We start from the raw sequence: 20,441 nt of genomic DNA, 5'->3' as shown, positions 1-20,441 counted from the left end.
GGCGGACCGACGGACCGACGGACCGACGGTCCGGTGCACCGAGCGCCGGGGCCTGCTGCCCTCAGCCCTCAGCCCTCAGCCTGCGGCCCGCAGCCCACGGCCCGGCTCCCTCAAGGGCTGAGCCGCTCCACCCGCCAGCCTCCGCCCGGCTCCGCCACGTACCGCAGCCGGTCGTGCAGCCGGTTCTCCCGCCCCTGCCAGAACTCCACCGTCGACGGCACCACCCGGAACCCGCCCCAGTGCGGCGGCACCGGCACCTGCTCGCCCTCCGGGTAGCGCGCCTCGAGGTCCGCGTACGCCGCGTCCAGCGCGTCCCGGCTCGCGATCACCGACGACTGGGTGCTCGCCCACGCCCCGAGCTGCGACCCGTGCGGCCGGGTGCGGAAGTACGCCGCCGTCTCGTCCCGCCCGGTGCGGTGCGCCACCCCCTGCACGATCACCTGCCGTGCCATCGCGTGCCACGGGAACAGCAGCGACACGTACGGGTTCACCGCCAGCTCACGGCCCTTGCGGGACTCGTAGTTCGTGTAGAACACGAACCCCCGCTCGTCGAACCCCTTCAGCAGCACCGTCCGGGAACTGGGCCGGCCCTCGGCGTCCGCCGTGGACACGATCATCGCGTTCGGCTCGAACAGCCCGCCCTCCGTCGCGGCCTGTTTGAACCAGCGCGCGAACTGCTCCACCGGCGTCGCGGCGAGATCGGACTCGGACAGCCCCTCCGCCCGGTAGTGCTTGCGCATCGCGGCCGGATCGGGGACGGCGGGCACGGAGTGTCGGTCGTTCACGCCGTCATCTTGCCCCACGCGCGCGACGCGCTCGCCCGGAGCCCGGCACCCGCCGCCCGCCGCCGCTCCACAGCGGGCGGCGGTGGCGTCGCGTGGTCGGCGGGCGGGGCGGGAGACTCCGGAGACGGTAGGCATCGATGCCGCGACGCTGGAGGGTCCTGCCGGGGACGACCCGGGCGTTCTTCGGCGGGACGGGAATCTTCCGCTTCGCGCGTTGGCCCGCGGGCCGGTGGTGACCGGCACCGGACACGGAAAGACCCCGCCCCTCCGCCACGGGGCAGGGCGTGGACGAGCGGGGCGACAGGGAGCGTGGTCGTCAGCCCGACTTCGTCGGCGGCTTCCTGTGCTTTCCCGTGCCCGCGCCGAGTGGCCTGTGCCCTGGTGCCGGCACCGCCTGGGGCTGGTCGACTTCGGGGTACATGATCCTCTTGGCTTCGGCCAAGTTGGACGCGAGGCCGTACGGTTCCCACGCATGACCGTTCCATCGCTGGATGGCACGGGCGGCTTCCGGGTGCAGATGTGCGCCGCTGGGGCCGTCACCGGAGACAAGGGGCACCGCACGGAGCCGCCCGATCTTCGCGTCACGGCGCTCCGCCCACTCCGCCAGCGATTCGTCGTCCATGCCTCTTCCTCACGGTCCGGGGCTGCCCTCCCAGGAGGGTACTGGGGCAGAGGGCCTGATCGAGCCGGTGCCGCTCAGGCCAGGCGGTGCTCCCAGCGCAGCGAAGGACGTCCTTCGATCCAGTACGTGTGGGACCTGTCGGTGATCTGGAGCCGTACCTCGGTGATGTCGGGACTCCCCGCGTCCCGCCACGCGGCGAGTGACTTCTCGATGGTGTCCCACAGGGCCGCCGGCCCTCCCTGCCGCACGGTCCAGCCGTCGCCGTCCGGGGTGAACTCGGCGAACGACTCGCGCTCGGGAGCGAAGAGATACCGGAGGCCGAGCCCCTCACTCGTGGTGGCGCGGACGAGATGCGCATCGGGGGCGGTGAGTTGGGCGAGGAAGGCGGGCATCCACTCGTCCAGCAGGGTCGGCGGCAGCAGGGTCGTGCGCTCGCTGTCGGCGAAGGCGGTCCGAGCGGACAGATCGCCGGCGAGTGGCACTACGGCTTGGGAACGAGCCTGCATGAACGAGGATCGGCTGATGATCTGGCCTTCCGCGGTGCCGTCCTCGCCCACGGTGACCTTCGCCAGTCCCGTGCCGTAGGGCCACGAGCCGATGGTGGCCAGGACGATCCCGCCGGGCTTCGTCTGCCGGATCCAGGTGTAGGGGATGCGGCGAACAGCGCACGTCGCCACCACTCGGTCGTAGGGAGCCCGGTGGGGGTGTCCGAGCAGTCCGTCGCCGGTCACGGTCCATGTCGAGAATCCGGCGGCTTCCAGTGCCGCATCCGCACGCGCGGCCACGTCAGGGTCCACCTCGACCGTGGTCACGTTGTCCTCGCCGAGACGATGGCACATCAGGGCGGAGGAGTAGCCGGTTCCCGTGCCGATCTCCAGTACGTGGTGCCCGTCCTCCACGTCCAAGCTCTCGATCATGTCTACGACCGTGATCGGCGTGGTGGACGAGGACGTGGGTACGCCCGTCACGAGGTCGCTCACCTGGTCAGCGGTGAGGTGTCCGTCGAGCTGGGTGGTGAGGGACTGATCGCTGTAGGCGATCCGCACCCACTCCGCCGGGTCGGTTCCGACTGCTGTGACCGGGCGCCAGCGGCCACCGCTCACGGGCAGGAAGACACCGGGGTGAAGGAACATCTCACGCGGCACGGCCTCCACTGCGGCTCGCCAGCCGGGCGTCTTGAGAACGCCGGCTTTCTCCAGCCGATCAGCGAGGGCGCGCCGCTCGGGCGCGGTATCGATCACGGGGTGCCTCCTCGTGACGGGCCGACGGGTCTTGCCTCCTCTCCGGCGGGCGAGCCATCAGCCGCGGGGAGCCGTCACTTCGGGCTGGAGCCACGAGAGCAGGTTTTCCTGCAGGTGTGACCGGCCGTTGGCGAGCGAAAGGGGAGCTGTCGCGGTAGCCACCGTTCCTTCGGAGCGCGCTGCGGGGTTGACGTAAGGCGCAACCCCCTTTACTCCCCGAACGTCAACGGCCTTGATCTGTTACAGGTCACGCTCACCACGGAGATCAGCGAGCTTGGTGACGCGCTCCTATGGATGGTGTGACCGCGGAAGGCGTTACACCGGCTGTCTCTTGCCCGTTCAGAAGTTCGCGGAGCGCAGCTTCGGCTTTGTCCACGGCTTCGGAGAGGGCATGCATGTGAGCTTGGGGTAGGTTTCCTGCGCCGAGTCCCGATGCGGTGAGTAGAACATCGAGGCGGTGTCTCTGATCGTCGGTCAGGTGGGGGCGGGTCGCGTGGTGGTCCAGGACTTCGCGGGCAGCGTAGGCGTCGTGGCTGGCCACATCGGCGAGGGCGTCGCGGAGGCGTGCGGCGTGGGGACTGGTGTGGTCGGGAGCCAGTTCAAGCGCGGTCAGTCCCACTCGGGCCTGGAACGCCGTGACCTCGGGGTCGGGCGACGTGATCAACGCGAGCGCCCCCTGCAGGGCGAGGTCCAGCTCCGCCTCTGGCACGGGGTCGGCCGCAGGCCGGCAGTAGATACACAGGAAGGCCGCGACGGTGTTCTCCCATGGTTCCTTGGGAGTGGTTGCCTCGATGGTGTCGCGGGCCTGCTGGTCGAGGCCGCGTTCCATCAGCGACATGATCTGGATTTGGCGTCCGTCGAGGAGTCGGTTGCCGACGCCGCGGTGCGCGGTCAGGGCTTCCGCGGCTTCTGTCCAGCGGCCGATCCGTGCCAGGGCCCTGGCGCCGTCCACGAGCACGGTGACCCACAGCTCCTGGCAAATCCTCCGGTGGTCTGCCTCGGTGTCGATCAACTTCGACAGATCGACGGTGTGGCCGCGGACCTCGGCCGTGCTGCGCTTCTGTGCGGCTCGGTACAGCCGCGTGAGTACGTCGTAGGCGGCTTCGCCGTCGCCCTCGCGGGTCAGTAGCCGGGAGATGTTGATCAAGGGCATGAGCGACATCACGGTGATGTCCCCCGAGAGGTTCCCGGCTTCGGCGAATACCCCGTGCTGTCTCCAGGACAGGTCGGCCGCGAGGTCGGGCATCCCGACGTCGGAGGCGATCAGCGCGGCGTAGTTGAGGACCCCGCAGGCGCGGGCCACCAGATCGCGGTGGCTCGCACCAGCGGGCTCGACAGCCAGCCGGTCAAGAAGGGTGATGCGGTCGTCCAGCGGCAGCGCCGGCTTCTTGGCTCGGCGGACCAGCGGGATGCGGCTGGCTATCGAGGGGATCATCGGCTCAGCCCTTACGCGGCCAGTCAACGACGAGACGGCTGTACTTCTTGTCGATGACGAAGCGCGGGTCGGCAGCGGTCAGTTGGGTGCGCGCATCGCCGACGGCCATGCGGAATACCGGCTCCGGCGCGTCGTTGCCCCAGCCGTGGTGCCACTCGCCGATCTCAGTCGCGACCTGATCGGTGAGTTCTGCGGCTCGCGAGCCGTGGCCGATGACGCCGATCTGCCAGTACTTGCCCTGCTCGTCCTCGCCCTCGCGGACGGTCAGGTAGGCCAGGGTGTCGCCGTCGAGCGCGGCCATGGAGCCCCAGCCGAAGTGTGGGTTGAAGCCGGGGCGTGCACCGGGCATGCGGGACAGGCCGTTGGGCAGCACCGAGGCCAAGTACAGGTACAGCCACTCCCAAGGGTCGCCCTTGCGGAACTTCACGTCGGTGTAGACCGTGGCCTGAGGCTGATCCAGGACGGTGCGCATCGCCTCGCGGTCCACCTCCTGCTCGCTGAAGGTCTCCAGGTGGACGTTGCCCTCCCCCTCATGGCGGACGAGGGTGTAGATGTCGTCGCAGACGCCCTTGCGCAGAGGTACGAAGGTCGCCATCTCACAGGAGACCGTCTTCCAGGTGTCACCGTCCCGCTCGAAGGCGAAAGACCGCGAGATGCTGCCCCGGATACGCATCGGGAGGACGAGTCGTCCGCCGGGGGCGAGCTGGTCGAGAATCCTCACCGGAACATCGCCGGCACCAACCGTGAACTGAATGCGGTCGAATGGAGCGTGCTCGGGAAGGCCGGCCGCACCGTCGCCCAGCACCGCGGTCACGTTCGTGGCCCCGGCCTGCGCGAGGTTCTTCTGGGCGCCGTCGATGAGGTCCTGGTCGACGTCCATTCCACACGTGCCCGCCGGGGGCCACGAGGTGTCCGAGCAGCGCCGCGTTGTAGCCGGTAGCTGCCCCGGCTTCCAGGACCCTGTGGCCGGGCTGGGCCCCCATCTGCTCCAACTGGATGGCGACGATATTGGGTGCCGAGATGCAGGAGATCATCTCGCCGGTCTCGTCGTGCTTGATGGGCACGGCGTCGTTGAGGTACGCGGTCTGAAGGTTGACGCCGGGGAGGAACTGGTGGCGCTCGGTGGCCCGGAAGGCGGCGATGACCTCGGGAGTGCGCAGGTGGCCGCTTTCGATGAGGCGGTTCACGAGCGCTTCGCGCAGTTCGGCGGGGTCAGTGACGGAATTCAGGGTCGTCTCCATTGGTGTCAGGTTAGGTTCCTGGGAAGTGGACTTGTGGGTAGGCACGTCGGCCGCACCCCTTTCGGGGAAGGCAACTTGACAGCCAAGCCACGCGGTAGCGGCCTGCTCGACGGCAGGCACTCCAGCACGGTTGAAGGCGAAGATCGCGTGATGAGCGAGCACCGCGCGCAGGCCTCCGCGCCCTCGGCCGGCCCTGAGCGTCCTGCTGCTACAGCAGGCCCGGACAGTCGAGTTCGCTGTCCGGGCCTGCGGCTTGCGTGAGTTATGCCGGCCGTGAGGGTCATGAACTCAGCGAAGAGTGTCACGCAGGGCCTCCTCCAAGACAGGTAGCCGGTCCAGCAGCATCAGAGCTGCCTCATGCCGTGCCCGCGCGTAGGACTCAAGTGCGGCGTCGACGAGGTGCGGTCGTTCCACTGGTGCCGACAACGGAAAGGCCGCGCAGAGCATGGCTGCACAGCCGACACGAAGCGAGGACAAAAGGTCGTCCACGGGCGCCTTGGGGTTGGCGTCTCGATAGGCGAGGGCAAGATCGGTGTATCCCTTGAGCCACCTCTCACCACCGTTGGCCACACAGCTCTTGGGGTCACAGCCAAGACGCACGATCTCCCAGGCGAGGTACCCAGGTGTGGGTGGTCCGAAGTCCACGAACGCGGCGACATCGTCCTTCTTCAGCAGGACGTTGGGACCGGCCATGTCGCCGTGCATGACCTGGACCGTCAGCTGTGGAAGCGAAGCGAGGATGCGCTCGACGTCCCCCAAGACGGCTTGCCGCTCACGCGCCGCCTGCAGCGCCCATGTCTCGAACTCCCCGAGCCTGGGCATGTTCTGGAACGCGAGAATCAGTCTCTCGAAGCGGTCACGTGCGGCGGCCACGTCGCACACCGCGGCACCAGGTTCCAGGGTGGGCGTGGCGGCGGGGTGAGTGGCGAGTCGGCTGTGGAGACGGCCCATCGCAGCGCCGGCCGCTGCCCAACGCGCACCGGTCAGGGTGCCCTCGGCAGTCTCGGTGTGTGGCACGTACGACCACAGTGACATCGGCAGGCGGCCATGGGTCGCGATGAGTTCGTGCTCGCGCGTGCGGGTTGCCCGTGCGGTCGCGACACCTCCGTCGGCGGCGTACTCGGACAGTTCAACCGACGTCCGCTCCAGAGCCAAGTTATCTCGAGTGCGATAGACCTTGACGAAGTGCCGACGGCCCGTCTGGTCCACTACCGCGAAGTTGTCCGTCGAGGTGCCCTCCGGGATTCGCGCTATTTCTGCCGGGTGCAGTCCGTACGCGAGCACCAGCGTGTCGGCGATCGCCATGAGCTGCTCCCCCTCCGCAGTGCGGCCGGGTGTGGACGGCGCGGCGACGGGCTTGGTGGCGGGCTGGTGAGATGCGGTGGACATGGTCTCCTCGTCGAAGCGCACAGCGGTAATGGTCAGATGATGAGCGGGCGGTAGGTGGTCGGGTCGATCAGGACTCGGCCACGGGGGTGCCGGTGAGGTACTCGGCCCGGCGGGCGATGGCGGGGTGAACGTGGGGTGGACACCTCTGCAGCAGCTGGCCGAGCGCGACCCGCTGGGCCTCACGTCCGGGCCACCGGATCACCAGGCGGCCATGTTCCTTGTCCAGGAGGTCGCCTGGAGGCACCTGCTCGTCGGGCCTGCCGGCCGGATGGACCGTCAGGATCGGATCGACGTACTGGCGGTTGTCCTCGGCGCGCACATGACGGTCCCAGGCCCGGACCGTGGCCACCAGGTGCTCAGCGAACTGCGGCGGGCCACGCCGGGTGCAGCGGGGCTGCAAGATCGCCGACGGACGCTCCGTCAAGGCGGTCATCTGGTTGCGCCTCCCTCGTTCGAGTTGTCGCAGTACCCGAGCCCGATCCGGCACCTCCACCAGCTGCCGGAAGGGGACCGGCCGACCAAGTCGACACCGCGCCCCCTGGGCGCGTGACTCGGCTGATCGAGGGGGTGAACGCGGTAAGCGACGCCGGCTTTTCATGGAGGGTGATCAGTTCGATCTCGCTCAGGCGGGGCGTAAGGCCGACCGGCGGGCGCCACGGCACCAGGTCGGGGTGCTCGTCGCATAGAGTGCTGGCGCGAGGGTGGCCATGATGTTCGTCGTGAGGCGATCTTGGACGCCTTCGTTCTTGTCTCCGCAAGCACCCCTCGGGCCAGACCGCCAGGAGGAAGCAGTGTCGTCCCCGCAGCTGATCACCCCCGAGGAGAAGCTCGCTGATGCAAAGAAGCTGCTGAGCTTCCCGCATATCGTCGCGATCTGCGGCTCTACTCGTTTCATGGCCGAGATGGCCGAGGCCGATCTGCGGGAGACCATGGCTGGACGGATTGTCGTCAAGCCGGGTTGCGACCTGAAGTCGCCGCACGAGCTTTGGTCCGATCATGTCGAGGCTGAGGCGCTGAAGGTTCGGCTCGACGAGCTGCACCGGTCGAAGATCCTGCTCGCTGATGAGGTGCTCGTGGTCGGCGACTACATCGGAGACAGCACCCGAGCCGAGATCGCCTACGCCCGGTCGCTGGGCAAGCCCGTGCGGTTCACGCATCCCGAAGTCGACCCCGACGCCTGAGGGACCACCCCCGCACCCTCCGCGGGCACCCCCTTGGGATTGATCACCTGGCGGGTGGCGTGGTGGTGAGAGCGAGCTCACGGGGCGGCGGAGCGCATCGCGGCCGTGATGGCGGCAGCGAGAGGCTGCTGGTGGTTCATCAGGTAAAAGTGGTCGCCCTCGTACCTCTCGAGTCCGCGGAAGTTCGTCGTGAGCGCTTGCCAGGCAAGGAGCCGGTCCTCGCCGATCAGCTTGTCGTGCACGCCCGCGAATACCGACAGCGGAACGGGCAGCGGCTCGGGGCTGCGGGGTGGAGTCCAGGTGTCCACGAGTTTGAAGTCGCTGCGGAACATCGGGGCGAACTTGCGCCAGACGTCGTCGTTGTCGAGGAGCTGCGGGGGGCTGCCGCCGCCGCTCCGCAGCCAGGTGCGTAGTTCGTCATCGGCCATCAGGTGAGGGCTGCTGGCGGCGTCGGCTTCGCCTTGCGGGGCGCCGTAGGCGGACACGCCCAGCCAGGTGGGGAGCGGTTCCCCCTGGCGCAGGAGTCGGCGGGTGAGCTGGTAGGCGATCAGTGCGCCCATGCTGTGGCCGAAGAACCCGAAGGGCCGGTCGAGCAGTGGTGCGATGGCGGTGTGGAAGTAGTCGACCAGCCGGTCGCAGTCGTCGATCAGCGGCAGGGCCTGGAGGTTGCCTCGGCCGGGGGCCTCCAGGAGGCAGAGTTCCCAGTCCTCGGGGAAGTGCTCCGTCCAGCCCCGGTAGAGCAGGTGTGAGCCACCGGCGTGGTGGAGCAGGAACAGGCGCGCCGCTGGTTCGCTCAGCGGCCTGGGCCGGATGAGCGGGGAAGGCGACGTCTCGCGGGTGAGCTTCGAGGCGAGGAAGGCGTGCAGCTCCGTGAGCGTGGTGGCGCCGCTGGCGGCCACGGCGTTCTCCGGAACGCCGTACGCGGTCTCCACGCGAGTCGAGACCTCCAGCATCAGCAGCGAGTCGATGTCGAGCTCGTGGACGAAGTGCGCATCGTCGGTGACCTCCTCGGGCTCGGTCTCCAGTACGCCGGCTATCAGGGCGCGGAGCTCCTCGATCGTCACGCTCGTCGTGGTCATGGGTGTTGTCCTCGTTCCTGCGTGGATGGGCGAGTGGCCGACGACGGGGTCAACAGCAGGGCGGCCGTCGCGTCGTGGCGTGGGCCGCCGGCCGTGGCGAGGGCGTTGCCGGTGGCGCCGCTCTCCAGGTGGGCAGCCGCAGCAGCGCACTGCAGAACGCCGAGCGCCCCGGACAGCGGGCCGAGCTGGGATTCCAGGTCGATCCGGCGCGGGGCTGCGAGCAGATGTCCCGCCCCGGCCTCCGCGGCACCCGCCTCGTCCGCGAGCCACAGTCCGACGGGCCCCTCCTCGGTCACGCCGGTGGAGGCCAGCGCCGCGGTGAGGTTCCGGGCCCGTGCGTAGCCGGTGATCGTGGCGCGTGGCCGTGCGCCCCGTGAGGCGGCTGCATCCGCGGGTTCCAGTACGACCGCAATCGCTGCGTCGGTGGACTGCTCGCCGAAGACCTTCGTCACCACGTCGTTGGCGGGTTCGACGCCGACGACGACGGCTGCGTCGGCGCGCCCGGCCACGATGAGGTTCCGGGCCCAGGCCAGGGCATCCAGACCGCTCGTGGCGCCGTTGCAGACGGTGAGGTTGGGGCCGCGCAGACGGTAGCGGATGGCCACCCAGCCGGCGATGACGTTGCTTGAGGTCTGGGGCAGGCCCAAGGGGCTGAGGCCCATGACTCCTGCTCGGGCGATGGTGTCGGTGGCTTCGCAGACGCTGTCCGCGTTGCCCAGGTTGGTGCTGACCACGACGGCGGTCGCCTCGGCCGCGCCCGTGAACATGCTGGCGGCGTCGGTCAGACCGGCGTCGTGGAGGGCGAACTCAGCGGCGCGCAGGGCGAGCCGCGAGGCACGGTCCTTGTGGCGCAGCTCGCGTCCGGTGAGTCCGGTGACCGGGTCGAAGCCGCCCTCCCCCGGTAGCGGTCCGAGGAGGTCGCCGTACGTCGCGACTCCGGGCAGCGCCAAGCCGATGCCCGTGACGACGACCTCCCGGGCGTTCGGCCCCCTCCTCGTGTGCGTGGTGCTCGTCGCGTTCATCGGGCTGCCTCCACGATCGCGACGGCGTTGATCCCTCCGAAACCGAACGCGTCGATCTGAGCGATGGTCACGGCGCCAGCGGCGGGGGAGCCCTGCACCAGGCCCAGTCCTGCGGCCTCGGGGATCGGATCGGCGAGGCCCAGGACCGGGGGTACCGTCCCTTCCTTCATGGCGAGCAGCGCCATCACGAGGCTGAGCAGTCCCGAACCGCCCAGGGTGTGGCCGGTCATCGCCTTGATGGCGGTCATGATCGGACCGGCTCCGGCGCCGTGGAAGATGTGGCGCAGGACGCTCGACTCCGTCAGGTCGTTGCGAGGGGTGCCGCTGCCGTGCAGCATCACCAAGTCGATGTCCTGCGCCCGCACCCCTGCTCTGCTGTAGGCGTCCCGCACCGCATGGGTGATGCCGTCGGGGTCGGGCGCGGTGGCGTGGTGAGCGTCGCAGTTCATGGACACACCGCGCACCCGGGCGTGCACGGGCCTGTTCCCGGTGCCGGGGCGCTGGACGACGACGGCCGCCGCGCCCTCACCCATCAGCATGCCCTTGTGCGTGGTGTCGAAGGGGCGCAGCGCGTCGGGGATGTCGTTCTGTACCCGGTCGAGCGTGCCGAAGCCGCTCTCGGTGGCGGCGTCGGTGCCCGCGACGACGACCGTGTCGGCCATGCCGAGCTCGATCATGTCGGTGGCCATGCCGAGCGCGTACAGCGAAGCGGAGCAGGCGTTGGCGAAGGTGTACGTGGTGGACGCCCCGAAGGCCGCCTTCAGGGCGGTGCCGAAGTGCAGGTCTTCGAGAGCGACTTCCGCGTCGTCGCGCCACCACAGTTCGAGGCTGCGCTGCTCACGCATGGTCGTACCGACCAGCACGGGTACCTGGGCCAGGTCCTCGCCCAGGCCCGCGTCGGCGGCCGCCTGGCGGACGACGGTGGTCAGCCAGCGGGTGGCGCGCCGCGGTATGTCGCCGCCCTCGGGCCGGTCGTCGATCTCGTAGGCGTAGGCCGCCCGGTACTTGCCCGAGTCGAACGTCTTCAGGGGCTTGCGGCTCTCATGGCCCGCGCACAGCGCGGCGAAGATCTCCCCGGGGGTGGCGCCGATGTTGGCGAGGGCCGCCATGCCCGTGATGTCCCAGGTCACGTTTGGGCAGCCGCCTTCCTCAGCTCGAAGGCGGCGACCTTGCCGGTCGACGTGGTCGGCAGCTCGTCCAGGAATTCCAGACGGGCGGGCCGCTTGTAGGCGGCGAGACCGCCACGGATCGCGGCGGTCACCGCGCGCCGCACCACGGCCTCGTCGGATCCCGGCCGGGCCACCAGATACGCCACGGCCTGCTCCAGGCCATCGGCATCGCGGCTGCCGACCACCACGCAGTCCTGGACCCCGTCGACACCGCGGACGACGCTCTCGATCTCACTGGGAACGACCTTGTAGCCGCCCAGGTTGAGCATGTCATCGGCGCGGCACAGATGGGTGAACGTGCCGTCCGGCGCACGGCGCACCACATCGCCGGTGTAGGCGCCGCCGTCGGCGAAGGTGACCGCTGCGGCCTCCGGCCGACCGATGTAGCCGAGGGCGACGGTCGGGCCGGCGATGTGCAGCCGGCCCTCCTCACCGTCGGCGACGGGCGTGCCGTCCGCGGCGCGAACGGTCGCGGTGATCCCCGGCACCGGGACCCCGAAGGTCCCCGGACGGTTTTCCCCTGGCGGGGTGCCGACGACGATGTAGAGCACTTCGGTAGCGCCGAGGCCGTTGAGCAGCTCGGCCTGGAAGGCGGCGCGGATCCGCTCGCTGAGCGGGCCCGGCAGATTCTCGCCCGCCGCCACGCACAGCCGCACGGAGTCGACGCAGTCGGAGACGAGCGCCGTCCCGGGGGCGTTCAGCAGCGCCGCGTACAGCCGGGGGACGGAGAACAGCACGGTGGGTCGGTGGCGCTGCATCGCGGCGGCGAGCGAGTGAGCGTCGACCGTGCCGCGGATGAGCGCGATGCGGGCGCCGGCTGCCAGGGGGCACAGGACGGAGCTGCCGAAGCCGTAGCCGAAGGACATCCGGGCGCTGGACAGCACGGTGTCCTCAGGCGTCAGCGACAGTACCGTGCCGATGCCGTCGGCCATGGCCGCGATCGCACCCGCCGAGTGCCGCACCCCCTTGGGCATGCCGGTGCTTCCGGAGGTGTACTGCACGAGCGCCTCACGCCCCGCACTCCACGCGGCCGGGGACCCAGCTTTCTCCGGGCGGTGTGCGGGGCCGGGCTCGGCCGTCGCCAGTGCAGCGCGGACGTCGGCGCCGGCGAACCGGGGGGTCGTGGTGAACAGCTCCTCCAGGGCGCGTTGCCGCGCGGAGGCCGCGTCTAGGTGCACCATCGCGGCGGCGCAGTCGGCGGCGACGTAGCGGACTTCGTCGTCCGTGAGCACCGGACTGATCACCACGGGGACGCAGCCGTGCCACCACAAGCCGAGGACGGCGACCACGGTCGCCACGGAGTCGTCGGCGACCAGGAGCCCGCGGGCGCCCTCGGGTACTCCTGCGGCCTGCAGGGCGCCCGCATACCCGCGTGCTGCCTCCAGGAGGCCCGCGTAGGTGATCTCCCCGACCTGGGGGTCGAGGTAGCTGGCCCGGTCACCCCGGCCGGCGGAGACATGGCCCGCCACCAGGCGGTCGATCAGGTCGACACCCTGGAGGCTCCTCGCCCGCTCGCCGAGCACGGCCACCGCGGCGTCCAGACTGGTGAAGGCTGCCGCTTCCTGCGCGGACAGGGCTCCGAACTCGCGCTCGACCGCGACCACGACCTGGGCCTTCTCCAAGGAGCTCATGCCGAGTTCCTCATAGAACTGGGCACCAGGCTCGATGGCTTCCTTTTCCACCTCAAGGACAGACGCCACGATCTCTCGCAGCCTGTCGCGCGTTATATCGATGGGTTCCACCGGCGGGAGTCCTTTCCGTATCTTCGTAGCCGAGAAGCGGGATCGGAGTGGATAGAGAGGACGAGCAGGCGACCTGCTTCCGGGGACTGTGCCGTTCACCGAGACGCGTTCTGGGTGAAGATGCGGGAACCGGGTGGGGTGCGGCAGTCCTCAGCGGGTTGGGCTCAGGCGCCCAGGCCCACCTCGCAGGGGAAGGAGACAGACACGCCCAGGGGCTCCTCCGTGAAGATGACCCTCTTGGACAGCGCGGACATGAAGCCGAGCTCGAAGACGGTGCCGCTTCCGACGCGACCGCCCGGGTTGCACACGATGACAGCGTCGGCTTGCCGGAACGCGTCCATGTGCACGTACTTGTGTCGCCACGTGTCGCGTTCGTTCTTCAGCAAGTCCTGGTAGTCGAAGAGGATGAAGCCGGTGCCCTCGGTTTCCGGCTTGATCCTGGTGCTGCGGGGGCTGAGAACCTCGGTGCCGGTTTCGCGCAGCTGGGTGATGGTGCCCTCGATGTCCCCCAGGGACTGCTGGAAGCTGCCGCAGACGACTGCCGTCCGGAACTCCCTCCGGATCAGGCCTTCCACCATGTCGTACGAACCGCATGCGGACATGCCCGTGTCCAGGTAGAACTGCTCCAGCTCGGGCCCCACGATGTTGAAGTAGAGGCCCGTGTCGACGTAGACGCTGTTGACCAGCGCGTTCGCTTCCGGCTGTGGGAGCTGCTGGAAGACCCCGGTGGCGTGCACTCGCGTGTTCTTGTTGTCGACGACCTCGGTGAACTCCTTGAGCCCGGCGCAGAACTCGCTGACGCTGTCCGCCAGCGCCTCGCCGGCGAGGCCGGCTCCGAACGGAAGCCGCTCCCTCGTGAGCAGGCTCAGCTCGCCGCTCTGGTGGCGGTAGACGCTGACGCGTTCCGAGCCGAAGTGGACCAGGACCCTGCCTTTTGTCACCACTGTGCTGTTCTCCTTCTTCTCGATCCTCGCGTTGGGAGCCCTCAGCCTGCGGGGAGTCAGCCGAGGGATGCGCTGCGCAGGGCGGCACAGCTAGTCGCCGTCTCTGCGCAGAGCACTGAGGTACTTCTCGGCGAATTCTTCTTTTCTCGCCCCGTTGTATTGCGTGATGAAGCGCGGGTGTTCCAAGGGCACGATCTTTTTGAAGAAGCGCTGGCTCTCGTTCACTTTCGAGAGGAACGAGAAGTTCTCGCCGCTGCCGATGCAGTAGCACACCGAGGCGTCGATTCCGAATGTCAGCTGGCGCTCCAGGGATTTCATGAGGAAAGAGTTCAGAAGTTCCAGCAGCTTCTTGTTCTCGTAGTAGTTGCAGTTGACCTCTCTTCCCTGGGGGTTTGTTCTCACCAGGCCGAGAGGGCAGACAAAGCTCATGACGAAGTCGGCGTAGAACCTTTCGCGGCCCCCGTAGCGCCTGATGACATCGTGCAGGAATCCGGCGGAGGGCCGGCTCACCGCATAGCCGTCGACATCGACTCCCGTTTCGCTTTCGAGGAGCTTGGCGTCTTCGAACGGGACCCCGGTCACGGCCGTGCCCCGTCGGGCGGGCGAGCTCCCCAGCACCAGACGGCGCGGCCTGTCGTCGTCGTAGTACTTGCGGTAGAACGCAGTCGTCACCTCGCGGACGCGCTCCTTCTGGGGGCCGCTGAACGGGTTGATGACCGCGAATCCGGGCGGCAGTTCAAGCGTCGTCTCCGCGAGTTCCTCGTTGAACTGCAGGATCCGATCGGCGACGGTCGTTCGCCCGTTCATTGCAGAAGTCCTTTCTTCATGCTGGTCGCTCCAGACCGACCGGTCGCCCCGACTGTCTGCGATCCAGCCTTCCCGCGGAACTGGCGGAACGTCGCGACCGCGGCCGGCCGGAGGGCGGTGGCACCGTTAGGCGGCGACCGCCGAAAGGTAAATCTCGGTACTTGTTGGGAACATTCGAACATCTTTGAATCCAGCGCCGTCGAGCTCCGCACCAATTAGATCGGCGGTGTCCATCCCGCGATAGAGGTCGACGAATTCAGTGCCGGGGATGACCAGTCCCGGCACGACGCAGCCCCGCTGAGTGTACAGAAATCCGTTGGCCACTGAGACGATAATCGCCGCACCGGGCTTCAGTACTCTGTGCGCCTCCGAGGCCGCTGCTGACGTGTCGAAGAATGACGAGTTGTACGTCCTCAATGAGACATACAGATCGAAACTGTCGTCCGGCAGGGCGGACAGGTCTTCGGCGCTGGAGACGACGGTTCTCGATAAGGGAATGCGTCCGCTTATGTTCGCGAGGCCGCTTTCCGCGATATCGGCGAAGGTGATCCGCGGGCAGTCGGAGAACAGGGCCGCCGCTTCGTGGCCGGCACCAACGCCGACGTTGAGGATGCTGACGGCAGTCAGGGACCTTGTGGATGACCTCCTGTAAACCGCCATGAAGTCGTCGGCCCATCCCTCGTTGGCGGCGCGAGCGTCGTACGCGTAGTCGTAGGTGCCGTATTTCGCGTCGAACGCTGCGGCCAGTGCATCGCCTACGGCGCTGTCCGCCTCTTTGTACTCGGTCCCGTACCTCTTGCAGATGAGAGAGGCGAGCGCAACCCTCCCCCGGTGCGCGTTGACGTCGCTCCTGGTCAGTGGGAAGCCCATCGACATCAGCCTGGTGCAGACGGCTTCGCTAATGCGATGGGTGGAGTAGTGGGGGTTGCACTCGATGCTCTGCTCGCTCGCCGCATACAGGTTTCGGTTCTGGTCAAGGATCTGGCGCTGAAGATCGTCGGGGAAGCGGAGTACATGGCCTCGCTCGGTGACGGGATCGCCACTGAGGTAGTTCGTCAGCGCGGGGTCCGGCAGACCGACGTACACCGTGTCGATCCGCACGTCGCTCAAGAGCTCGGCCAGTTCGAACGACCCAGCCGCCGACAGGGTGTTGATCGTCAGATAGACGCTGTGCGCGCTGGATGTTCCGAGTGCTTGCATCTTGCGCTGCAGAGTGCGAGACCAGGATGCGCCGCGTACTTCGCCCTCGAAGGCGGAGCAGATCAACTCGTCGTGTTCAGAAACGAGCGCAACGCCGACCCGCCGACCTGATTGTGGCGCCCTTTGTGCGATGCCAATGGCGTAGCTCATCCAATAGGTGCTGTTCGGGCTCATCTGGGCCTCCATTTCTCACCTTGCGCGGCACGCACGGGGGGTCTCGGGGGTCGACACAAATGCTGGAGAACCGCCCGACGGTCCGACCGTCACATCAGGACCGCCGGGCGGCCGTCTAAGCGGCGGGGTCAAGATCGTCCAGGTTGACGACCCTGTACTCCCGCAGTTCGCGGACTAGCTGGGAAGCCAGGAACATGCCTATCTGGGGGTGGCTGTAGGGGATGGGGGAATCCATGTCCGAGAGGGCCTGGATGCCGTTTTCGCCGTACTGGTACGCGTGGCCGATCACCCCGTACAGGGGGAATCGAGTCGCCAGGAGCGCGACGTGGCCCTTGCTCTTGAGCCGCGGGCAGCGGCCGGCCGCCACCCGGGCGTGCTTCAGGCAGACTGGCGGCTCTGCTCTACCTGTATCGCCCTGCTGGTCATTGTGCGCTACCTCCGCCCGGCGTGGACTGTCATGTGGTTGGGGTGCGGGATGGCGCCGGGGCCGCTGGCGCGAGGAACACGGAAGGTGCACCACGTCTTCCTGCCGTCGTCGCTGACGCCCCAGTTCTGGGAGAGGGCGGCGACGAGGAACAGACCACGGCCTGACTCCTCGTCGGCGCCAGGGGTTTGTATTTCGGCGGGGGCCGGGTTGCCGTCGGTGACCTCGATCCGGAGTTCGGGGTCGTCGTACCGAACGCTCAGCGCGACGTCTCCCTTGCCGTGCTGGATGGCGTTGGTAACCAGTTCGGACACAGCGAGCACGATGTCTTCGGCCAGTCGGCCCCGTACACCCCACAGCGGCATATGCGCGCGGGTGACCTTGCGCATCTGGCTGACGCGGGTCTCCTTCGGCGTGAAGACCGCCGTGAAGCCGCGAGTCAGGCACGGCCCCTTACGGATCGTGGTCATGGACTCACCGTTTCGCGAGTCCGAGCGCTCTGCCAGGGGAAAACAGAGGGGGAAAAACCTGTCAAGGGGGAAAACTAAGGGGGAAGTTGGGGTCATGATTGGTTTCCACCCAAAGACGAGGTCACACTCATGGAAACGGACGAGTTCGCTGAGCTGCTTCTTCGACTCCGCAAACGCACAGGGCGGACGCAGGAGCAGCAGGCAGACGCCATCAACGCTGTCTCAGGTCGGGAAACCATGACCCGGCGAGAGATCAACCGCTACGAGCACGGCGAGAACATCCCGACGAACCACACGCTTGCGCACATCGCGGTGGCCTGCGGCTTACCCCCTGAACACTTGCAGCGGGAGGCCGCAGCCGCCCGCGCCAGGCGGAGGAAGGCCCGCCGTGAGGAGGAGGACCAAGACGACGTGAAACGCCGCACGCTGCTTGGAGGTGCCGTCGTTGGCGCAGCCGCCGCTGCCGAGCCGTGGGAACGTCTCGCGCATGCCATCGGCAAGGGGAGGAAGATCGACTCGGATGCTGCCGACACTCTCGTCGATCGTGCGTGCTTCCTGCACATGAGTGAGGGGCACCGGACAGCACAGGATCTACAGAGCGAGGTTGAGGCACACCTTGACGCGATCACGGCCGCGCTACCGCGAGCCGGTGAGAACGAACGGAAGCTGACGATCGCGGCCGGGGAGACGGCAGCCCTGGCGGGATGGGCCGCATGGGACTTGGGAGACCATCCTCGGGCACACGCCTACTACAAGGTCACCATGGAGTGCGCGGAGGCTGCTGGACACCCACCCTTGCGGGCCCTGGCCCTGGCCTATGCAAGCTATGGAGCGGCCACCCCTGAGAAGGCCGCCGAGCTGTTGGCCCAAGCCGCCAAGGGAGTGCGAGGCCCGGGCAACGCGGCTGCCGCTGCCTGGATATACGGCAGGCTCGCGGAAGAAGCTGCGAGTGCCGGCGACGGCACAAACGCTCTCCGTGCCATGGACCGCGCCCGCTTCGCGTACGACTTCGCCGATCACACCGCCGAGCAGGCCTGGGTGCGTTTCGTAACCCCCTACCGGATCGACTCCCTGGCGCTATCGGTGTATGGGCAACTTGGAAGGCCGGAGCTGAACGAAACCGCGGACCATGCGGTGGATCGTCTGGGCAGGGAGCTACCGGAAGCGGGCGTTGTCGTGCTGGGCGACTTGGCATCCGCACTCTTGCGCGGGGGAGACGTAGAGCAGGGCGTCTATGTGTCACGCCAGTTCGCCGCAGCGAGCGATGCCCGACCGACCACCATGGGGCGAGCCCGCGCACGGGCCGTTGCAGCACAGCTTCCGGCCAGTGAACACGAACTCGCCCGACGTCTTCAGCAGTTCGCGGCGTGAGAAGTCACTTAGTGGACCGCGGTGAGGACTCTTCGACCACCCACTTCAGGTAGGCCTCGGATCCGCCGGTCACGGGGAGAGTGATCCACTCCGGGACCTCATAACTGTGCTGTTCGGCGATCCAGGCCTCCAGCTGCGGAAGCCGATCTGTGGTCGTCTTGTACGACACCCGCCACTCCTGAGCGGTCTCGATGGCACCCTTCCAGCGATACACCGCGGTGAACGGCTGGTCGATGTGGGCGCAGGCGGCCAACCGGTTCTCGACCGCCCCGCGAGCGAGGGCCTTCGCCTGCTCCTCGTCGTCAATGGTCGTCTGCGCAATCACGATCTCGCTGGCCATGCAACTGCCCTTCCAGGTCGGTGTATGACGACACTACCCAGCTGTCGTCGTTCGAGCTGCTTCAGCCGCTCACGGTTGCCACGGTCGCGGCCAGGACCAGCGTGCTGGCCGCCTTCCCCCAGGTGCATCTCCCCACGACGGAGGATCATCGCACGCCCCTCCGGCATGGACACGACAAGGGACCCAGCCGCCTGGCGGCCAGGGCCCTCCCCACAGTTCCCCGAGGGCGCCTACTTCTTGGGCTCCTTGCCGCTGAACAGGCCGCAAAGCGCCTTCACCGCGACGGCGACGCACAGGGCGCAAGCACCGGCGGCGATCAGGGCCGCCACGACGCCCGCGAGCACCAGCAGGCCGATGGTGGCCGCGGCGAATCCGATGCTGATGTACCGCAGCCACGGGTCGGACTGCTTGATGATGATTTGCTGCACGGGCGCCTGGCCGTGGGAGTGCCCGCAGGTGCAGCCGTGTGCCGCCTGGTACTGCTCGATGGGCATGTGAGGGGGCGAGGTCGCCCGGGTAGACGTTGGTCGGTATCACAGGCTTGCGGGACATGCGGGGCTCTCCTCGCCGGTGGCGGGGGCTGCGGTGGCGGGGGTGTGCTGGGCGGCGGTGAGGACGTAGACCACGGCCTGGTCGCGCTTGTCGGCTTCCTCGACCCATCCCGCGGCAACCCACTGAGCCAGCCACGGACCGATGGACGTGTGGTAGTTGCAGATGCCTCGCTTGACCGCCTCGGGCTTTGTCAGGCCCTCCGGACCCGCCTTCTCAAGGGCCTGCCACAGCGGCAGCCGGTTGTCGGAGATGCGTGAGCCGTCGGGGAAGGTGGGCACTGGGCGAAGGTGCGGCCGGCCGCCGCGCGGGCCGCCTCCGCCGGGCGGCCGGGTGGGCGGCTCGGGGTCGGGATCAGGGTCCGGCTGGGGGTGCGGCCGCGCGGGCTCGGCCGGGGTGTCGTCCTCGTACCGGGCGTGCTCGGTGGACACGGTGACGATGTCACTGTCCGTCACGTAGTAGCAGCGGCCCCCACGGGGCTTCTCGTACCGACGGGAGGAGACCATGACCTTGCCGGGCAGGTCGAGCCAGTCCAGGCGCCGGCCCGCCCGTACGCGCCCCTGCCGAAGATCATGTCGATGGGCTCGGCCTCGAAGACGGGCAGGCCGATGCGGGTGCTGTACTGCTGCCGGGCGTCCGTGCCCTTCCCGCCGAACGCCTGCTCGCCGGGAGACCGCGTCGCCGCGATCACGCGGATGCTCAGGATGCGGGCCTCCTGGTTGCGGGTCACCTGGTTGATGGTGACCGGCTCGGAGGCGACGTCCGGGGCCTGGCGCGGCAGCTCGGCGAGCTCGTCGGCGACGAGAATCCAGTGCGGGCCGTGCTCGCTGGTCCACTTGCGGGCGGGCTCGCCGTTGGGGCCGCGCAGGGAGCCGAAGTACTTGCCGCGGCGGATCATCTCCGACTTGGCCATGGTGAGGACCCGGCGGGCGCCGCCGGAGTCGTCGGTGTTGTCGGTGTCGTCGGCCGGGGAGAGCATGTGCGCGGCGCCACGGGCCCAGCTCCGGCGCACCGGACTTCGTGGCGTGGTGTTCGTCACGCCCTGGCACTGAGTGCCGCATACTCTCCCCAAAGGTGGCACCCGGGGATATCGTGCTGCCACCGCTTCGGTGGGAACCCGTGGGAGTGACCACCGGCCGCGCAGGGCATCACCTCGGGGCGTCCAGGCGGGCCGCCCCGAGCCGCGCACCGCGGCGCCGCACCCGGCGCCCCCGCGCGGCACCCGCCCACTCGTCGACCCACACCCGCCCAGATCA

21 protein-coding genes and 1 pseudogene are annotated in these 20,441 nt (G+C 68.5%); 2 read left to right on the top strand and 20 right to left on the bottom strand.

Annotated elements, in window-relative coordinates:
• Positions 1 to 110: 110 nt before the first annotated feature.
• From pdxH to IE225_RS18110, 8 genes and pseudogenes are all read right to left on the bottom strand, one after another.
• A complete protein-coding gene (gene pdxH / locus IE225_RS18140) occupies positions 111 to 803 on the bottom strand; it encodes a pyridoxamine 5'-phosphate oxidase (protein ID WP_229879667.1) in 693 nt (230 codons plus the stop codon).
• A 298-nt stretch (positions 804 to 1,101) separates the two neighbouring features.
• The gene (locus IE225_RS18135; RefSeq protein ID WP_190058593.1) at positions 1,102 to 1,407 is read right to left on the bottom strand and encodes a DUF6087 family protein; all 306 of its coding nucleotides are present in this window, start codon (positions 1,405 to 1,407) and stop codon (positions 1,102 to 1,104) included.
• Between the two features lie 74 nt (positions 1,408 to 1,481).
• Positions 1,482 to 2,648, bottom strand: coding sequence for an ATP-grasp peptide maturase system methyltransferase (tgmC, locus tag IE225_RS18130; RefSeq protein WP_190058592.1), 1,167 nt, complete (start codon positions 2,646 to 2,648; stop codon positions 1,482 to 1,484).
• Between the two features lie 265 nt (positions 2,649 to 2,913).
• Positions 2,914 to 4,083, bottom strand: coding sequence for a hypothetical protein (locus tag IE225_RS18125; RefSeq protein ID WP_229879665.1), 1,170 nt, complete (start codon positions 4,081 to 4,083; stop codon positions 2,914 to 2,916).
• Between the two features lie 4 nt (positions 4,084 to 4,087).
• The gene (locus IE225_RS18120) at positions 4,088 to 4,963 is read right to left on the bottom strand and encodes a class I SAM-dependent methyltransferase (protein WP_268250003.1); all 876 of its coding nucleotides are present in this window, start codon (positions 4,961 to 4,963) and stop codon (positions 4,088 to 4,090) included.
• A 64-nt stretch (positions 4,964 to 5,027) separates the two neighbouring features.
• Positions 5,028 to 5,324, bottom strand: a pseudogene (locus IE225_RS33775) (methyltransferase, FxLD system); the annotation flags it as partial.
• Positions 5,325 to 5,612: 288 nt separating this feature from the next.
• On the bottom strand, positions 5,613 to 6,734 hold the full coding sequence (locus IE225_RS18115) for a phosphotransferase (protein WP_229879664.1): 1,122 nt from the start codon (positions 6,732 to 6,734) through the stop codon (positions 5,613 to 5,615).
• 46 nt (positions 6,735 to 6,780) lie between these two features.
• Positions 6,781 to 7,146: a hypothetical protein gene (locus IE225_RS18110; protein ID WP_190058591.1), complete on the bottom strand. Its 366-nt coding sequence runs from the start codon at positions 7,144 to 7,146 to the stop codon at positions 6,781 to 6,783.
• A 358-nt stretch (positions 7,147 to 7,504) separates the two neighbouring features.
• Between IE225_RS18110 and IE225_RS18105 the strand changes: the two genes are divergently transcribed.
• Positions 7,505 to 7,894: a hypothetical protein gene (locus tag IE225_RS18105; RefSeq protein ID WP_190058590.1), complete on the top strand. Its 390-nt coding sequence runs from the start codon at positions 7,505 to 7,507 to the stop codon at positions 7,892 to 7,894.
• Positions 7,895 to 7,971: 77 nt separating this feature from the next.
• On the opposite strand, the gene IE225_RS18100 is transcribed toward IE225_RS18105, so the two are convergent.
• The 8 genes from IE225_RS18100 to IE225_RS18065 form a co-directional block, all read right to left on the bottom strand.
• Positions 7,972 to 8,973: an alpha/beta fold hydrolase gene (locus IE225_RS18100; protein WP_190058589.1), complete on the bottom strand. Its 1,002-nt coding sequence runs from the start codon at positions 8,971 to 8,973 to the stop codon at positions 7,972 to 7,974.
• Positions 8,970 to 9,995 (bottom strand): beta-ketoacyl synthase N-terminal-like domain-containing protein, encoded by a 1,026-nt coding sequence (locus tag IE225_RS18095; RefSeq protein WP_190058588.1) that lies wholly within the window; start codon positions 9,993 to 9,995, stop codon positions 8,970 to 8,972. Before IE225_RS18095 ends, IE225_RS18100 begins: the two co-directional genes overlap by 4 nt.
• Positions 9,992 to 11,125: a beta-ketoacyl synthase N-terminal-like domain-containing protein gene (locus IE225_RS18090; RefSeq protein WP_190058587.1), complete on the bottom strand. Its 1,134-nt coding sequence runs from the start codon at positions 11,123 to 11,125 to the stop codon at positions 9,992 to 9,994. The genes IE225_RS18095 and IE225_RS18090 overlap by 4 nt, the downstream gene beginning before the upstream one ends.
• Positions 11,122 to 12,906 carry an AMP-binding protein gene (locus IE225_RS18085; protein ID WP_268250002.1) on the bottom strand — a complete coding sequence of 595 codons (1,785 nt, stop codon included), beginning with the start codon at positions 12,904 to 12,906 and terminating at the stop codon, positions 11,122 to 11,124. The genes IE225_RS18090 and IE225_RS18085 overlap by 4 nt, the downstream gene beginning before the upstream one ends.
• A 164-nt stretch (positions 12,907 to 13,070) precedes the next feature.
• Complete coding sequence (locus tag IE225_RS18080; RefSeq protein WP_190058586.1) at positions 13,071 to 13,847, bottom strand: nucleoside 2-deoxyribosyltransferase; 777 nt, start codon at positions 13,845 to 13,847, stop codon at positions 13,071 to 13,073.
• A 93-nt stretch (positions 13,848 to 13,940) separates the two neighbouring features.
• The gene (locus tag IE225_RS18075) at positions 13,941 to 14,657 is read right to left on the bottom strand and encodes a uracil-DNA glycosylase family protein (protein ID WP_190058585.1); all 717 of its coding nucleotides are present in this window, start codon (positions 14,655 to 14,657) and stop codon (positions 13,941 to 13,943) included.
• Positions 14,658 to 14,783: 126 nt separating this feature from the next.
• Positions 14,784 to 16,031: a class I SAM-dependent methyltransferase gene (locus IE225_RS18070; protein WP_190058584.1), complete on the bottom strand. Its 1,248-nt coding sequence runs from the start codon at positions 16,029 to 16,031 to the stop codon at positions 14,784 to 14,786.
• Between the two features lie 432 nt (positions 16,032 to 16,463).
• Positions 16,464 to 16,925, bottom strand: a complete 462-nt coding sequence (locus IE225_RS18065; RefSeq protein WP_190058583.1) for an ATP-binding protein — start codon at positions 16,923 to 16,925, stop codon at positions 16,464 to 16,466.
• 129 nt (positions 16,926 to 17,054) lie between these two features.
• Between IE225_RS18065 and IE225_RS18060 the strand changes: the two genes are divergently transcribed.
• A complete protein-coding gene (locus IE225_RS18060) occupies positions 17,055 to 18,296 on the top strand; it encodes a helix-turn-helix domain-containing protein (RefSeq protein ID WP_190058582.1) in 1,242 nt (413 codons plus the stop codon).
• A 4-nt stretch (positions 18,297 to 18,300) separates the two neighbouring features.
• Here the strand turns inward: IE225_RS18060 and cutA are convergent, their stop codons facing one another.
• The 4 genes from cutA to IE225_RS18040 all read right to left on the bottom strand — a co-directional run bounded on the left by cutA (position 18,301) and on the right by IE225_RS18040 (position 20,224).
• Complete coding sequence (gene cutA, locus IE225_RS18055) at positions 18,301 to 18,636, bottom strand: divalent-cation tolerance protein CutA (protein WP_190058581.1); 336 nt, start codon at positions 18,634 to 18,636, stop codon at positions 18,301 to 18,303.
• Between the two features lie 230 nt (positions 18,637 to 18,866).
• Positions 18,867 to 19,130, bottom strand: coding sequence for a hypothetical protein (locus IE225_RS18050; RefSeq protein WP_190058580.1), 264 nt, complete (start codon positions 19,128 to 19,130; stop codon positions 18,867 to 18,869).
• A gap of 39 nt (positions 19,131 to 19,169) precedes the next feature.
• On the bottom strand, positions 19,170 to 19,640 hold the full coding sequence (locus IE225_RS18045) for a hypothetical protein (RefSeq protein WP_190058579.1): 471 nt from the start codon (positions 19,638 to 19,640) through the stop codon (positions 19,170 to 19,172).
• Positions 19,637 to 20,224 (bottom strand): hypothetical protein, encoded by a 588-nt coding sequence (locus IE225_RS18040; protein ID WP_190058578.1) that lies wholly within the window; start codon positions 20,222 to 20,224, stop codon positions 19,637 to 19,639. Before IE225_RS18040 ends, IE225_RS18045 begins: the two co-directional genes overlap by 4 nt.
• Positions 20,225 to 20,441: the final 217 nt, after the last annotated feature.

Source organism: Streptomyces echinoruber, from assembly GCF_014651135.1.
Classification (GTDB): domain Bacteria; phylum Actinomycetota; class Actinomycetes; order Streptomycetales; family Streptomycetaceae; genus Streptomyces; species Streptomyces echinoruber.
Note: the sequence above shows the minus strand (reverse complement) of the source record. Positions and strands in the feature narration are given on the sequence as shown.